The sequence below is a fragment of the Bacillus sp. V59.32b genome (genome assembly GCF_003429085.1).
In the GTDB taxonomy this organism is placed as follows: Bacteria; Bacillota; Bacilli; order Bacillales; family DSM-1321; genus Peribacillus.
In genome coordinates, this window is record NZ_QVTC01000008.1 from 13,856 (window position 1) to 28,973 (window position 15,118).

At 41.6% G+C, this 15,118-nt stretch carries 14 protein-coding genes; 1 reads left to right on the forward strand and 13 read right to left on the reverse strand.

Annotated features, from left to right (window positions below; genetic code table 11):
• Positions 1-129 precede the first annotated feature (129 nt).
• Positions 130-492: a VOC family protein gene (locus D0463_RS02365; protein ID WP_117304653.1), complete on the forward strand. Its 363-nt coding sequence runs from the start codon at positions 130-132 to the stop codon at positions 490-492.
• 127 nt (positions 493-619) lie between these two features.
• On the opposite strand, the gene D0463_RS02370 is transcribed toward D0463_RS02365, so the two are convergent.
• From D0463_RS02370 to D0463_RS02425, 13 genes are all read right to left on the reverse strand, one after another.
• Positions 620-1,546 carry an SDR family NAD(P)-dependent oxidoreductase gene (locus tag D0463_RS02370; protein ID WP_117304655.1) on the reverse strand — a complete coding sequence of 309 codons (927 nt, stop codon included), beginning with the start codon at positions 1,544-1,546 and terminating at the stop codon, positions 620-622.
• Positions 1,547-1,595: 49 nt separating this feature from the next.
• Positions 1,596-2,168, reverse strand: coding sequence for a TetR/AcrR family transcriptional regulator (locus tag D0463_RS02375; RefSeq protein ID WP_117304657.1), 573 nt, complete (start codon positions 2,166-2,168; stop codon positions 1,596-1,598).
• A 109-nt stretch (positions 2,169-2,277) separates the two neighbouring features.
• Positions 2,278-2,436 carry a hypothetical protein gene (locus D0463_RS19280; RefSeq protein WP_160118350.1) on the reverse strand — a complete coding sequence of 53 codons (159 nt, stop codon included), beginning with the start codon at positions 2,434-2,436 and terminating at the stop codon, positions 2,278-2,280.
• Positions 2,437-2,474: 38 nt separating this feature from the next.
• Complete coding sequence (locus tag D0463_RS02380; RefSeq protein ID WP_117304659.1) at positions 2,475-2,837, reverse strand: P-II family nitrogen regulator; 363 nt, start codon at positions 2,835-2,837, stop codon at positions 2,475-2,477.
• Between the two features lie 12 nt (positions 2,838-2,849).
• Entirely contained in the window at positions 2,850-4,076 is a 1,227-nt protein-coding gene (locus tag D0463_RS02385) for an ammonium transporter (protein ID WP_117304661.1), read from the reverse strand.
• 179 nt (positions 4,077-4,255) lie between these two features.
• Positions 4,256-5,986, reverse strand: coding sequence for a glycine betaine ABC transporter substrate-binding protein (locus tag D0463_RS20040; RefSeq protein WP_117304663.1), 1,731 nt, complete (start codon positions 5,984-5,986; stop codon positions 4,256-4,258).
• Positions 5,987-7,192, reverse strand: a complete 1,206-nt coding sequence (locus D0463_RS02395; RefSeq protein ID WP_117304665.1) for a quaternary amine ABC transporter ATP-binding protein — start codon at positions 7,190-7,192, stop codon at positions 5,987-5,989.
• Positions 7,193-7,628: 436 nt separating this feature from the next.
• Positions 7,629-7,832, reverse strand: coding sequence for a YbdD/YjiX family protein (locus D0463_RS02400; protein ID WP_117304667.1), 204 nt, complete (start codon positions 7,830-7,832; stop codon positions 7,629-7,631).
• Positions 7,833-7,845: 13 nt separating this feature from the next.
• Positions 7,846-9,897 (reverse strand): carbon starvation CstA family protein, encoded by a 2,052-nt coding sequence (locus D0463_RS02405; protein WP_117304669.1) that lies wholly within the window; start codon positions 9,895-9,897, stop codon positions 7,846-7,848.
• Positions 9,898-10,113: 216 nt separating this feature from the next.
• Positions 10,114-10,371, reverse strand: coding sequence for a type B 50S ribosomal protein L31 (locus D0463_RS02410; protein ID WP_117304671.1), 258 nt, complete (start codon positions 10,369-10,371; stop codon positions 10,114-10,116).
• A gap of 161 nt (positions 10,372-10,532) precedes the next feature.
• Positions 10,533-10,964 (reverse strand): DUF4064 domain-containing protein, encoded by a 432-nt coding sequence (locus D0463_RS02415; protein ID WP_117304673.1) that lies wholly within the window; start codon positions 10,962-10,964, stop codon positions 10,533-10,535.
• Positions 10,965-11,241: 277 nt separating this feature from the next.
• Positions 11,242-13,068 (reverse strand): ABC transporter ATP-binding protein, encoded by a 1,827-nt coding sequence (locus tag D0463_RS02420; protein ID WP_117304675.1) that lies wholly within the window; start codon positions 13,066-13,068, stop codon positions 11,242-11,244.
• Position 13,069: 1 nt separating this feature from the next.
• On the reverse strand, positions 13,070-14,791 hold the full coding sequence (locus D0463_RS02425) for an ABC transporter ATP-binding protein (protein WP_117304677.1): 1,722 nt from the start codon (positions 14,789-14,791) through the stop codon (positions 13,070-13,072).
• Positions 14,792-15,118 lie beyond the last annotated feature (327 nt).

Here is a 15,118-nt window from a genome sequence, read left to right on the forward strand (position 1 = left end):
TGTTCAATTACGTGGTCCAGCTTGGCAAATTTGCCAGGCTGGTCTTTCACTTTTCTTTTGATTTAACTTGATTAAGTGTATCTAAAATCGTTAATATTGAACTAAGATATTTAAAAGGAGCCATAAATTATGATTACGAAAATCGCAACTGCAGCTGTTTATGTAGAAGACCAGCAAAAAGCGAAAGCCTTCTGGACTGAAAAAGTCGGATTTGATGTTTTCGTGGAAAAGCAAATGGGACCAGGAAGCTTCTGGCTTGAAGTAGGGCCAAAGGGTGCAGAGACCGCGCTTGTAGTCTACCCGAAAAGCATGATGACGAACTGGGCAGAACTAAAGCCATCCATCGTTTTTTTAACCGATGATATAAAAAAAACATATCAAACAATGAAAAACAACGGAGTGGTATTCGAAGGGGAGCTTAATGAAATGCAATGGGGCACCTTCGCAACCTTCAAAGATGAGGATGGAAATTCGTTTTTATTAAAAGGGTAAAGAACTAGCTAAATGCAGATGGAAATCGAACCTCCGATTCCCCATCTGTTTTTCTTTACACTATCATTTCCCTTGAGTAGTGCTTCCATGCAAGAGCCTATTGGAGGATTGCGTCATCCACAACCATTTAACCTCGAAGACGATTTATCGTTTCTTCTATTCCAATTCGATAAGGTGTGCGTGGAAGCAATCCAATCTCACGTTCATACTTGCTTCCATCAAGTACGACCGGATCTTCCGTCAAATAATACATCTCCACAAATTCCTTCATGAACTTATCAAACAGACCAATGAACTGAATCATCTTCTTCGAAACTGTTGGAACACTTTTGTTATACCCTGTAATACTCTTTGCTATTTGGACAATTTCTTCTCCCGTGATTGTTCCTGAGCCCGGGATATTCCAATTGTGCCCGTATGCTTTTTCGTTAAGAGCCAGCTCGACCATTGCTTTTGCTCCATCAGGTGTATAAATATATTCCCTGGAGATGGATTGATCTCCTATAAATCTTGCCTTTTTATTTTTCACCATATTATCTAGAGTGTAATTTAATAAAGTACTACCTGCATTGGGGCCGTAAAAGTCAGGAAAATGAGCAATAAATAACGGCACGCCGGATTGTTTAGCTATTTCTTCTGAGTCCAATCGAATTTTACCTTTTTTCGTATGAGGATTCTTTCTAACTTCCTCAGTTATTGGGGTACCCTTGCTCCTGCCATAAGCATAGATATTATCTACGATAGCAAGTCTTGCACAAGATGCCTTTGCAGCTTCCAGAATATTTTTCATTAGCTTAGGCTGTTTATCTCGCCATTCTTGATAAGGAATATTAATAGCATGAAAAATGACATCGACACTTTTCGAAGCCTCTTCTAAATTTCTTTTATTAAAAACATCCCCAGAAAAAACAGTGACTTGATGCTTATCATAAAGTTTTTGCAACTTTTCTTTGTTTCTTGCAAAGACGGTTACATCAATACCCCTTTGGATCAACTCATTAACTATTGCACTGCCCATACTTCCTGATGCCCCTAACACCAAAGCCTTTTTCATAATACTCCTCCTTTTATTATCCAGTGGTTAATAAAACTTGAAAAATTTTTCACATATCAATCGCCTTTAAAAGCAACATGACATGTGATTCCGCAATATCCCTTACATCTTCATAAGTTTGACCTGTTCTGCAATAAACTGCTACAAAGCCATGAATGCTTAAAAAAATGGACCAGATAATCTTAGTGTTTGCTCTCTTCCCGCTTAGTTCATAAACGGCTTTCGCGAATCGTTCATAGCTATCGTCAGGTTCATTTCGAAGATGCATTTGTACTTCTTCATCCCTTATCAAGAACATGATTTCATAATGATTTGGATAGGTAAGTCCAAACTTAATGAAGCCAAGTAAAATATGCATAATTTTTTCCCTATCCCCCATGTCCTGCTCTATGATCTTTTCAAGTACTCCATCCAATAAAGAAAAATCCTCTTTCACCAACTCATAAAAAAGTTCAGCTTTATTCTCAAAGTGATAATAAATCGCACCATGTGTATAATTGATTTCTTTTGCAATCTTTCTCATTGAGACGTTCTGATATCCTTCTTTTGCAAAGAGGTTTCTTGCTGTATCCATAATTATTTCTCTGGAAAGTTCTTTATCAACGGCTTTTCTCGGTGTCATGAATTATTTCTCCTTTTATTGACCACTGTTTAATTAATATTGTAAAGTAATTCCATTGCGAATGCAATAAAAAGAAGTAGCAAAAGTCAACACTTTCGCTTCTTCTTTTTTATATAGATTTTTTCCGTTGTTTCAAAAGTTCTTCCAGCTCTTTCAAAGGCAGGTTACTCAGATAATTTTGATCGTTGGGCTGATAGATTTTTTCACTGATGAGCGTATTAATGATTTTTTGTCTTCTCGCGTAGACCAGCTTCACTAATTTCCCCATTGTCCCCCTCCGTATTCTCTATTCGCCCTGAATCATGCTTACATATCATTCTTTAAGGCAGCATGCCCTTCTTCCCCAGTTCTGATTTTTATCACATTGGATAATTCATAAATGAATACTTTTCCGTCGCCCGGCTTGCCTGTGTTGAAAAACTTCCTCGCCACTTCCACTACACTTTGCACAGGGACCTCACAGACCACGATCTCAATCTTAATCCGGTCATGGAGGGAGATCTCCCTTTTTACTCCTCTATATGTTTCAACAAATCCCTTTTGAAGGCCGGTTCCTTTTACATCAGAAACCGTTATCCCGCTCACCCCGATTTTAGCAAGTTCCTGTTTAAATTGGTCGAATTTGTTCGGACGTGTTACGATTTCTATTTTTGTTAGGACCTCTCCCATGTGGATTCCCCCTTAAAAGTTCGTTTCATGGTATGCTTTTTCGCCATGAAGCGTAATATCAAGTCCCAATGACTCTTGTTCTTCATCGACCCGAATCGGCATGAATATATTAATTACTTTTGCAATGACGTACGTGATAACCGCGACAAAGATATAAGTAGCTACAATGGCAACGATTTGCTTCCATAATAGGCTGAAGTCGCCGTAGAAAAGGCCATCCGCACCAGCTGAATTAACAGAGGTTGTCGCAAACAGGCCTGTAGCAATTCCACCCCATGTACCACCGATGCCATGTAATCCAAACGCGTCTAGCGCATCGTCGTACCCAAGCTTTTTCTTTAAAAACGTGACGCCCCAGAAGCAGATGATGCCTCCGACAAGACCGATAATAATGGATACGGCAGGAGTGACAAAGCCGCATGCCGGCGTGATGGCGACCAGGCCTGATATCGCTCCTGAAAGGCCACCAAGCATGGTAGGTTTTTTATTGACTGAGTATTCGACCAACAGCCAGCCAAGAATACCTGCGGAGGCAGCAACGGCCGTGTTAACAAAAACCGTCATCGCTACGTCGTTAATAGTCAAGGTACTTCCAACATTAAAACCATACCAACCAAACCAAATCAGCGTTGCCCCTAAAAACGTTAGTGGCAAGTTGTGAGGAGAACTGGTTTCAATATCCTTGCGTTTCCCTAACATAATTGCCAGTACCAACCCTGTCACACCGGAGGAGATATGAACAACATTTCCTCCCGCGAAATCCAAGGCACCGAGCTCTCTTAACCAGCCGCCAACTCCCCATACCCAGTGCGCTACCGGAGCATATGCGAGCAAGGACCATGCGATAATAAAAATAATAAAGGCTGAAAAACGCATACGCTCTGCAAATCCACCCGAAATGATCGCAACTGTTAAAACAGCGAAAGTCATTTGGAACATCATGAACATGTTATGAGGAATGGTCGCACTGTAATCAGCGTTAGGTTCAAAGCCAACATCTTTTAACCCAGCCCAGTCCAGATTGCCAATAAAAGCATTGCCTCCAGTAGAGAAGGAAAGTGAATAGCCTACAACAACCCAAAGAATTGAGACAAGCGCCATTGGCATATAGCTATGCATGGCTGTACTCAGCACATTTTTACTTTTAACCATCCCTCCGTAAAATAATGCAATCCCCGGCGTCATAAGCCATACCAATAATGTAGCAAGAAACATAAAAACTGAATCACCCATCTGCATCTTTATTCCACCCTTTCTGTTATCTTGATATGTTATATTTTCTAACATTAATATGTTATTAGAACTATCATATATTCTGAAAAGTGAAATTTCAAGTAAAATATTTAAAAAAATAAAAATAGCGTTACTTTTCCTTACATCAAAAAAAAGGTACCCGCAATTGGGTACCTTTTTAAAGATTATTTTTTTAGGTCTTCTATAGAATTGATATCCATATATTCAGGAACACTCAACCCTAGCTTGGTGCCTTCCAGATTCGCTCCAAGGTCGACCAAGTCATCTTTATATCTTTCTAAATAATCAGCATGTGTAGTCGGAAGCCACGCGGCCACCATTGCATCAGCACTGCCATCCGCTATCCCGGCGAACATGGGGCCGGCCTCGACTTGTTTCATGTCAACTTTATAGCCGTACTGCTCCAAAGCTTCGCTGATGACGTTCGTGCTGGCAATTTCGGATTCCCAGGCAACATAGACAAGTACAATTTCCTGCCCGTTCCCTTTTTCAGCTCCTTTTGTCCACTGCTGAACCTCTTTGGAATGAGATTTGATCCATTTCTTTGCTGCGTCTTTTGGATCCATTCCTTCTTGGGTGTCCACCATTACTTCTTCCATATCGCTTGGTTCCCAATAAAACTGGTCTAACACCTTATAAGCACCAGGTGTTTCTTCCTCAAAACCTTTTCTTACAACCGTATGAATATTTTCATCTTCACCGTAGGAGCCTTTTGGATCCTCCAAATATTTTAAATCGTATTTCTGGTACATCCAATGAGGTGTCCAGCCAGTAATGATAATCGGTTCTTTATCTTCGTAAGCTTTCTGGAGTTCAGCTGTCATTGCAGTTGAGGATCCTTCTCTCAATGTCCAATCAGATAATTTATAATCCTTCATGGCTTTTTCAGTTGCTTTCATCAGCCCTGCGCCTGGGTCAATACCGGTGATTTCATAATTAACGGTATCCCCGACATTTTCAGAAGAAGCTTTATCTGTATCTGCTTCTGCGATTGCGAAGTAAGTGAAGGCAGCTATAAAAATAGCTCCGACTATTCCGAATACAATTTTTCGACTTATCTTTTCTGCATATGCTGGTTTTCTTAGATTTTGTGAGATACGATCTAAGATAATCGCTATGATAACGATGGATAAACCTGCTTCAAAACCTTGCCCCACTTGAATTTGAGTAACCGCCCGATACACTTCTGCGCCCAATCCCGGAGCACCTACTAGAGAGGCAATAACAACCATGGAAAGGGAGAGCATAATGCTCTGGTTAACACCTGCGAGAATGGTCGGTGCCGCCAATGGAATTTGAACCTTGAAAAGCCTTTGCCCTGTTGTTGATCCAAAAGCCTCGGAAGCCTCAATTAAATCACCCGGCACCTCCCGAATCCCCAAGTTGGTTAATCTTATTGTCGGCGCGACTGCAAAAATAACAGAAGCAATAATACCTGGAACGACACCGATTCCAAAGAATAAAATAGACGGAATCAAGTATACAAACGCTGGCATGGTCTGCATAAAGTCCAGAATCGGCATGATGATTTTCTTCGCTGTATCACTTTGGGATGTCCAAATGCCGATCGGAATACCGATCAAAATCGTAATGATTCCCGCTGAGAGCACCAGCGCAAGCGTGTCTACTGTCGCATCCCAATAACCCAGGTTTTCTATTAATAGTAAGGATATTAATGTAAAGAGTCCCAGTGTCCACCTGCTTGTATATAGCATTAATAGGGTTAAAATGATGATCAGGATGAGTGGCGGCCCCGCTCCTAGAACCTTAACGAGGATATCTAAAATCCACTCAATTGCATTTGTTAAAAAGTCAAAAAAACCGCCGAATGCAACCGTTATCCAATCAACAAGCCTGTCAATCCAGGAACCTAGAGGTATTTTTGGTAAATTCATTTAATCACTTCCCATTTCGTTTAAAGAAACCTTATTGCCAGCAAGAGCGCCAATAACCGCACCTCTAATAATAATTCCTTTTAGTCTGTTTTCATCATCTACCACTGACAGCGGTAAACTCGAAGTAGCAATTTCATCTAATAGTTCAGAAATTATGACGTCCTCACCAACAGTAGGGATATCTTTTGTCATCGCTTCAGCAATGGTTTGATTATTTTTAATGGCGTCTGATGCTTGTTCAGCCGTCAAAGCCCCAAGCAGCTTTTTCTTCCTGTCCACAACGAATATCATGGAGTAACCTTGCTCTCTCATGATTTGCAGAGCAACACGAGGGCCTCTATCCACCGAGATTCTCTCCGCTCTTTTCATAACATGTGAAGCAGTGAGTACTCTTGATAAGTCCACATCCTCCACAAACCGTTCTACATATTCATTGGCCGGATTCATCATGATTTCTTCAGGTGTTCCAAGCTGTATGATACTGCCGTCCTTCATTAAGGCAATTCGATCGCCTATCCTTAATGCCTCATCTAAATCATGAGTGATGAAAATAATCGTTTTCTTTAGGTTTTCCTGAATCTCCAATAATTCATCCTGCATATCTTTTCGAATGAGCGGATCAAGCGCACTAAAAGCTTCATCCATCAATAGAATGTCCGTATCACTGGCAAGCGCTCTCGCCAGTCCGACCCGTTGCTGCATTCCGCCGCTCAACTGAGATGGATGCTGATTTTCATATCCCTTCAAACCGACTACTTCTAACGACTTTAAAGCCTTTTCTCTGCGCTCCTTTTCAGGCATTTTTTGGACTTCAAGTCCGTACTCTGTGTTTTCCAGGATCGTTTTGTGTGGAAAAAGAGCGAAATTCTGAAAGACCATGCTAATTTTTTTTCTTCGGGTTTCCCGCAAACGGGCTGGATTCATTTTGACCAGGTCTTCTCCGTCAACCAAAATCTCCCCTGAGGTCGGTGCGATCAGGCGATTAAACATACGGATTAAAGTTGACTTGCCGCTTCCAGACAATCCCATAATCACGAAAATTTCTCCTGGATAAACCTCAAAATTAGCTTTGTTTACACCGACAGTCTGCCCAGTTTCTTTTAAAATGTCCTTCTTGGAGTAACCTTTTTTCAATAATTCAATTGCAGCCTTTGGCGATTTTCCAAAGATCTTTGTAACATCCTTTACGATTACATTAGGTTTCATTATTTTCCCCCCAGACAGTTTTTAGCCCCATTCCTTATTTCAATGAAGCAACTATTCATCGAAATAGAAAGTCGAGATTTTCTTATTAAAAGGGTTTTTCAAAGTGGACGTTTTTATTCCTTAATGGCACGGCATGCCAATGTTAAGAGTTGGTGATTAGAAGGGCGGAGCAGACGCATAATTTTAGTAGATTAATGCCGAAGAAATAAAAAAAAGGCTCACAACAAATTCCTGAACGACAGGAATATGCCGACCCTATTCATTAACCTTAACACTTTTTAACAAAGAGATTCAACTATAACACGTTATATAATCGTATTCCTCCTTTTTCTGACTACTATAGAGAAAGGAATCTGGCAAGATTCTTTCCATCAAAAAAGGGTTCCCGTTGAACACAAACGGGAACCCTTCCTAATTATTATTTTCCTTGCTTTAATTAACAACAGCGGGAAACCTTACCGCCTTTTGCGTTAAATCTTTCTTCCTGTGCTTCACAGAAAAATTCTTTACGACTCTTTACGGGCTCGCCAGGGTGATGTGCTTGCATATGATCCATATAGGTTTCATAGGATGGCACACCGACCAGCAGGCTGATAAATTGTTTCCGATAGCTTAATATTTCGGATAATTTCTTTTTCATGATTTCCCTCCTGTTACGTACGGGATACATATGGCGTTTCATGAAGCGTTACTTCCTGTTTCTTGAAGATCTTTATCCAAAGTCGGACAGCTGATATGAAAACGGTAATAACAACAATCATGAAGAAAGCACAAAGGGCTGCATCCACATAATCATTAAATAACACTTGCTTCATTTGTCCCATATTTGCTGCTGGAGCAAGGACCTCTCCCTTATCAATTGCATCCTTGAAGACTTGTGCATGAGATAAGAAACCAACCCTTGGATTTTCATGGAATAATTTTTGCCAGCCCGCTGTCATGGTTGCGATTAAAATAAATGTCGTAGGCAGAAGAGTGATCCATGTATAAGCTTTTTTGCCCATTTTGAATAGAATTGTAGTTCCCAGCAACAGGGCAATTCCAGCGAGCATCTGGTTTGCGATTCCGAATAACGGCCATAGCGTATTGATTCCGCCTAACGGATCGATCACTCCCTGGTACAGGAAGTATCCCCAGCCTCCGACACAAAGTGCAGTCGCAATGACATTCGGCACCCATGCATCTGTTTTGGAGAAAGGTTTATAGAAGGAACCAATTATATCCTGGATCATGAACCTTCCTACCCTGGTCCCTGCATCAATTGTCGTTAAGATAAATAACGCTTCAAAAAGAATCGCAAAGTGATACCAGAATGCCATCATCGCATCACCGCCGATTACCTCGGAGAAAATGACAGCCATCCCAATTGCGAGTGTCGGTGCACCGCCTGTGCGGGATATGATCGATTCTTCGCCTACTTTATCGGCAAGATCGGTTAAATCATCCGGTGTCAGTGCGAAGCCCCAATCTGAGATTGTCGCGGCAACAGCGACAGGTTCTGTCCCGATTACGGCAGGGGGGCTGTTAATCGCAAAATAAATCCCCGGCGTCAAAACACATGCTGCAATCATGGCCATAACGGCTACAAACGATTCTGTAAGCATCGCTCCGTAACCAATTGGACGCGCATGTGATTCACGCTCAATCATCTTAGGCGTTGTACCCGATGAGACGAGCGAGTGGAAACCGGAAACGGCTCCACAAGCAATCGTAATGAATAAGAACGGGAAGAGATTCCCTGAGAAAACAGGACCTGTTCCATCCACAAATTGAGTGACTGCAGGCATTTCGAGATTTGGCGCCACTACAAGGATTCCGATTGCCAAACCTACGATTGTTCCAACCTTTAAAAATGTACTTAAATAATCCCGGGGAGCGAGCAACAGCCATACAGGCAGTACGGAAGCTATAAATCCGTATGCAATCATCATAAGTGCAATCGATTCACCTGAGAATGTAAACATCGCGGCGAGTGTAGGATTTTCTGCTACCAATTGACCACCATATAGAGATAGAAGCAATAACACAATCCCTATAATTGACCCTTCACCCACTCGTCCGGGACGTATGTATCGCATGTATATTCCCATGAATATTGCGATTGGAATAGTCGCAGCAATCGTGAACATTCCCCACGGACTTCCTACAAGCGCTTTCACGACTACTAAAGCAAGAACCGCTAATAATATAACCATGATTCCCAGAATACCAACCATCGCAATTAACCCTGTTACAGGGCCCATTTCTTCTTTAATGATTTCACCGAGTGACTTTCCGTTTCTACGCATGGAACCAAACAAAATAATAAAATCCTGTACGGCACCAGCTAAGACACAGCCTACCACAATCCAAAGGGTTCCAGGCAGATAACCCATTTGTGCAGCTAAAATTGGACCGACGAGCGGACCTGCACCTGCGATGGCCGCAAAGTGATGGCCGAAAAGCACCCATTTATTTGTCGGGACATAGTCTTTTCCATCATTATTTGCCTCTGCAGGTGTCTGACGTGTATCATCTAATTCAAATACTTTTTGTGCAATAAATTTACTATAAAAGCGGTAAGCAACAGCATATACACAAACAGCAGCGACCACAATCCAAATTGCATTAATACTCTCTCCGCGTTTTAAGGCAACGACCCCAAAACTAACGGCCCCAATAGCGGAAATTAATCCCCATAAAAGAATCGATTTAAGCGCTTTCAATATTCCCTCACCTCTCAAGTTCGTTATCTCTTTGTTTGATTTTTATCCTTACAATTTTAAAGAATTAAGCATTGTTGCAATTCCTCCCTGTTTAGAATTTTCTTTCTATTTTGAATTATAAATTAACCCTTGTTTTAAAACAATTAATTTCTCACAATAATATAAATGAAAGTCAAATAAAAAAGCCTGCATCAACTAGTGTTGCAGGCTTCCGTATTATTCGTCTTCTTTTTTAAGATTATATTTTTGCATAAAGCGTTCCGCTCTTCCGCCTTTATCCGCAAACTTTTGCCGTCCGGTATAAAACGGATGGGTATCTGAACTCACTTCCACCTTATGCAGTGGATACGTGTTGCCATCTTCCCAATCAATCGTCTCATTCGATGGTTTCGTTGATCCGCTTAAAAACGTAAAGCCGCTGTTCATATCCATAAACACTACTTTACGATAGTCTGGATGTATTTCTGGTTTCAAGCTTATCACCTCATTTATAGTTTATATATGTATAATAAACGTAATGATTACGATTTACAAAAGATATGCTCATAGGAAAAAGAACCAACGCAGATTCTCTTTCCCGGCATTTTACGTTTTACGAAATAGACGACTTCATATATCACTTGATATCGATCTCTTTAGAGGACGACAGGCTCATCCGTCTTTGGTTTACGGACAAGGCACATAATTCCGGCTATCAGATAGAGAAGCCCAGGCAAGAAACCCGCTCCAACAGAGATTAAACCAACTAGCACGGCGCCAACAATGAATAGGATTCCCGCTGCCTTAGGCTTGCTCTTCAGTAAGAGAACAGCAATTAGACCAAACACAAATCCCAAAATTGCTGCAACGATAAGTAACCAGCCAATCGGTCCTAATATGTCCATACTATCCATAATCATCTCCACATCGCCAGAGTTCAACGTCGGATCATTAGCGAATTCATCTTCTATTCCTCGTTCGAAATCTTCACTTCCCTGAAAGAAAATAAATATCGCCCCCAGCCCCGTCATAAGAGCTGATAAAATGACCCCGATAATTCCTAATACATATTCACCTGTACGTTTCATAAAAAAACCTCCCCGTTTTTAACAATCTCATTTAAAAATTATGTAGAAAATTGCCACTTATCAAATACCCCTTTTCTAGCACATTTACACCTTGGAAAATGGGATTTCCTTTCAATTATACGAGAACTACCGTGATAAGTTTCATTTTAGTTTTAAAATAGGACTTTTGGTGTAAAGAAAACTCAATTAAATGGCATGCCTTAAAGCAAAGTTAGACATCGTGCACTTAGGCAGATAAGGTAATTTAACCAAAAAAAGGACTCCTTACAGTCCTTTTTCATCCCGTCAAATGTTCATTTGCCTGCAGTTGGCTATGATATAGCCCATAATAGAAACCTTTTTCACTCAGAAGTGATTCATGTGTCCCTTTCTCAATAATCCGTCCTTCCTCCAGGACGAGAATCTGATTTGCCTGCTGAATTGTACCCAGCCTGTGGGCAATGACAAAACTCGTTCTACCCTGCATCAACCGCTGCAGCGCCTCTTGTATTTTTAACTCCGTAATCGTATCAATGCTGCTTGTCGCTTCATCCAGTATCAATATGATTGGATCGGCCAAAATCGCACGGGCAATCGAAATCAGCTGTCTTTGTCCCTGGCTGATCCCGCCGCCATCCTGTTTTAAAACCGTATCATATTGCTCGGGCAGCTTCATGATAAATGAATGAGCGTTAGCTGATCGTGCTGCTTCCTCCACCTCTGTGTCCGTAGCATCGAGCCTTCCGTAACGGATGTTTTCACGGATGCTTCCTTGAAACAAAAAAGAATCCTGGAGCACAAACCCCATATGGCGCCTCAGGCTTTCCCTTTTAATGCCGTTGATATCATGGCCATCCACCAAAATCCGCCCGCTATCAGGGGTATAAAAACGGGACAACAAATTAATGATTGTCGTTTTCCCTGCACCAGTTGGTCCAACCAGCGCAACCGTTTCACCCTTTGGAACTTGAAAGCTGACATCACTTATCGTATTTCCGTCTTTTTCATAGGAAAAAGAAACATGATTAAATTCCACATTCCCATCCATTCTCTCAAGGCGTTCAGCTTGTTTTTCATCCTGCTCTTCTTGTTCCTCATCCAGGATTTCAAATACCCTCTCTGCGCCGGCCACCGCGGAAAGAAGCGTATTAAACTGATTGGAGAGATCATTTAAAGGCCGGGTAAACTGTCTCGAATACTCTGTAAAAATAACAATGGTCCCGATTGATATGAATCCTCTCAGAGCTAGAATCCCTCCGACACCAGCAATGACGGCAAAGCTGAGGTTATTTAATACATTCATCAATTTCGGGATAAATCCGGAGTAAGCCTGCGCCAAATAGCCAGACTGCCTTAGCTTTCCGCTTCGTTCGATAAAATCGCCGAGCATCTGTTCTTCCTGGGAGAATGTTTTAACAATCCGTTGTCCTGAAATAGTCTCCTCAATAAAACCGTTTAATTCTCCAAGATTCCGCTGCTGTTCCTTAAACAGCCTCCCTGTCCTGCTCGTAATCCACCTCATCCCGGCAAACATCAGCGGCACAATCAGCAATGTCAGCAACGTCAACAACGGACTAAGCCACAGCATGACTCCCACTGTCCCCGCTAGCGTCAATATGCTTGAAAAAATCTGGATAACCGAGCTATTTAGGGTTGAGCTGACATTTTCGATATCGTTCGTCACACGGCTCATCAGTTCTCCATGCTGACGATGATCGAAAAAGGGAATCGGCAGTTTCTGCAGTTGCTCGAAAAGCTCATTGCGCATCCCTTTAACCGTATCCTGGGCAATCCCAATCATCCAAAAATTTTGCAGCCAGGTTGACAGCGAGTAAAAGGCATAAACAAAAGACAAACCAAGCAACAGCTTAAGAAAACCGCTGTTTTCCCTTTTCACGATATAGTCATCGATCGCCGTACCTACTAGATAAGGTCCAAGAAGACCTAGCGCCGAGCTTATGACGATCATGAACAAAACAAGAATCAATAAACCTTTATTAGCAGCTAAGTACTTCCATATCCGTTTTATCGTCATCGTCCAGTCCTGTGGCTTTGATTTATTTTTCTGGACAGTATTTGGGTGTGATGCGTGCCCCGAACTAGAAGGAGGCGCAATTCGTCTCATATTAAAGGGCCTCCTCTCCGAATTGTGATTGATAAATTTTTTGATAAAGAGCATTGCCTTTAAGCATCTGCTCATGGGTGCCTTTCGCAATCAGACTTCCATCTTCTATTAACAAAATTAAATCGGCTTTTCTCGCCGTACTGATTTTTTGGGTAATGATTAAGGTTGTGCACGAATATTTCTTCAACGCGTGGAGCAATCGTGCTTCCGTTTTTAAATCAAGCGCACTGGTGCTATCGTCCAAAAGAAGAATTCTTGGTTCTCTGACAAGCGCTCTCGCAATGGATAAACGTTGTTTTTGCCCCCCTGAGAGATTGACTCCCTTTTGGCCAAGCATCGTATCATACTGCATGGGCAGTTTCATAATCGTTTCATGAATTTGTGCATTTATAGCAGCTTCGATAATCGCTTCATCCGACGCACTTGCTTTTCCCCACGAGATGTTTTCATGGACTGTGCCTGTAAAAAGGTGAGCCTCCTGCGGAACAACGCCAATTTGTTTTCGAAGGCTATCAAGCTGAATCTGTTTGACGTTCCGGCCATCAACGAGTACCTCTCCATCATCCGGATCGTATAAACGCGGTATCAACTGAAACAGCGATGTTTTCCCGGAACCGGTCGCTCCCATGATAGCAACCGTATCCCCAGACCCGGCAGTAAAGGAAATATCACGTAATACCGGGACTTCCGTTGTGGGATAACGAAAAGAAACCGATTTAAACTCCACTTTGCCTGTCCTGATTTCTGCTGATGCCTCAACATCTATTGAATCTAGCAGGTCAACTTCCGTATCAAAGACTTCATTTATCCGCTGGGAAGACGCCCGTGCTCTTGACAATGCCATAATCAGCCAGGAAAACATAGAGAAGGAGGCGGTAATCCTAGTGGCATAATTGATGATTGCCACAAGCTCCCCGACATTCATATCTCCCGCAGCAATCTGCTCCCTGCCAAACCAAAGAATGATGATGATGCTCAGGTTCATAACCAGCAGCAGGATCGGCATCGTTGTTTCGATTAATCTGAATGAAGCAACCATCTTCTTCTTTAATTGTTCGCTCGCATTCTCGAACCGATTAATTTCATATTCCTTTCTTAGGAACGCCTTAATTAACCGCATCCCTGTTAAATTTTCACGCATCACGCCATTGACGTGATCAAGTTTTTCCTGGACAGACTTGAACAGCTTGCCGGCCCGGTTCATAATCCATATTAGAAAGAAAATAATAATCGGAATCGAAACTAAAAGAATGAATGACAACCTAAAATTCACGAGTAATGCCATAATTGTTCCGCCAATAACGAGCAACGGCGCCCTAAGCATGATTCTCAGTCCCATAAACACGGTATTTTGAAGAGCCGATACATCATTCGTCATTCTCGTTATCAGCGACGATGTCGGAATTTTATCCAGGTTTGTAAATGAAAAGGATTGGACTTTCTCGAATAAACCTTTTCTCACGTCGTATCCGAAACCCTGGCTCACATGGGAGGAAACAAATGAATTCGCGATACCACATATAAAGGCCAGGACAGAGAGCCCGACCAAAACACCGCTCCAAAGGTAGACCGTAGATAGGTCTTTCTGTGAAATGCCGTCATCAATAATTTTTGCCATTAAGATAGGCTGGATCAGTTCGACGCTCAATTCGACTAGCATCAGAGAAAGAGCAACAGCTATCGGCAGCTTGTATGGCTTAAGAAAAGAAAAGATTTTTTTCATACTGTCACCTGGTGTTCCTTCCTTAAGAATGCAGGGATAGGTTAAGAATATTAAATCGGTCTCTACTATTTATTAAACTTCGAAAAGCTAAAATCTTATGATGATTCTTATTTATATCATACATTTTTTATCCCCGTTTTTAAAACATCCGAATAGACATGTTTAACATAAGAAATCATTTTTGGTTCTTCACCATAACTGGTGGTTTAATAATGATTAACGTAATACCTCAGTTAATTTTGCAACAAAATTGATTGGCGAGGATATCCGAGACTCCTCGAAAATGCATACGCATTTTCTCGTGCGGTGCCTATTCATGGATGATGA

Bases quoted from the DNA above. Each gene is read 5' to 3' on its own strand.
- D0463_RS02365 (WP_117304653.1), top strand. From the start codon at position 130: ATGATTACGAAAATCGCAACTGCAGCTGTTTATGTAGAAGACCAGCAA.
- D0463_RS02370 (WP_117304655.1), bottom strand. From the start codon at position 1,546: ATGAAAAAGGCTTTGGTGTTAGGGGCATCAGGAAGTATGGGCAGTGCA.
- D0463_RS02375 (WP_117304657.1), bottom strand. From the start codon at position 2,168: ATGACACCGAGAAAAGCCGTTGATAAAGAACTTTCCAGAGAAATAATT.
- D0463_RS19280 (WP_160118350.1), bottom strand. From the start codon at position 2,436: ATGGGGAAATTAGTGAAGCTGGTCTACGCGAGAAGACAAAAAATCATT.
- D0463_RS02380 (WP_117304659.1), bottom strand. From the start codon at position 2,837: ATGGGAGAGGTCCTAACAAAAATAGAAATCGTAACACGTCCGAACAAA.
- D0463_RS02385 (WP_117304661.1), bottom strand. From the start codon at position 4,076: ATGCAGATGGGTGATTCAGTTTTTATGTTTCTTGCTACATTATTGGTA.
- D0463_RS20040 (WP_117304663.1), bottom strand. From the start codon at position 5,986: ATGAATTTACCAAAAATACCTCTAGGTTCCTGGATTGACAGGCTTGTT.
- D0463_RS02395 (WP_117304665.1), bottom strand. From the start codon at position 7,192: ATGAAACCTAATGTAATCGTAAAGGATGTTACAAAGATCTTTGGAAAA.
- D0463_RS02400 (WP_117304667.1), bottom strand. From the start codon at position 7,832: ATGAAAAAGAAATTATCCGAAATATTAAGCTATCGGAAACAATTTATC.
- D0463_RS02415 (WP_117304673.1), bottom strand. From the start codon at position 10,964: ATGAAACGTACAGGTGAATATGTATTAGGAATTATCGGGGTCATTTTA.
- D0463_RS02420 (WP_117304675.1), bottom strand. From the start codon at position 13,068: ATGAGACGAATTGCGCCTCCTTCTAGTTCGGGGCACGCATCACACCCA.
- D0463_RS02425 (WP_117304677.1), bottom strand. From the start codon at position 14,791: ATGAAAAAAATCTTTTCTTTTCTTAAGCCATACAAGCTGCCGATAGCT.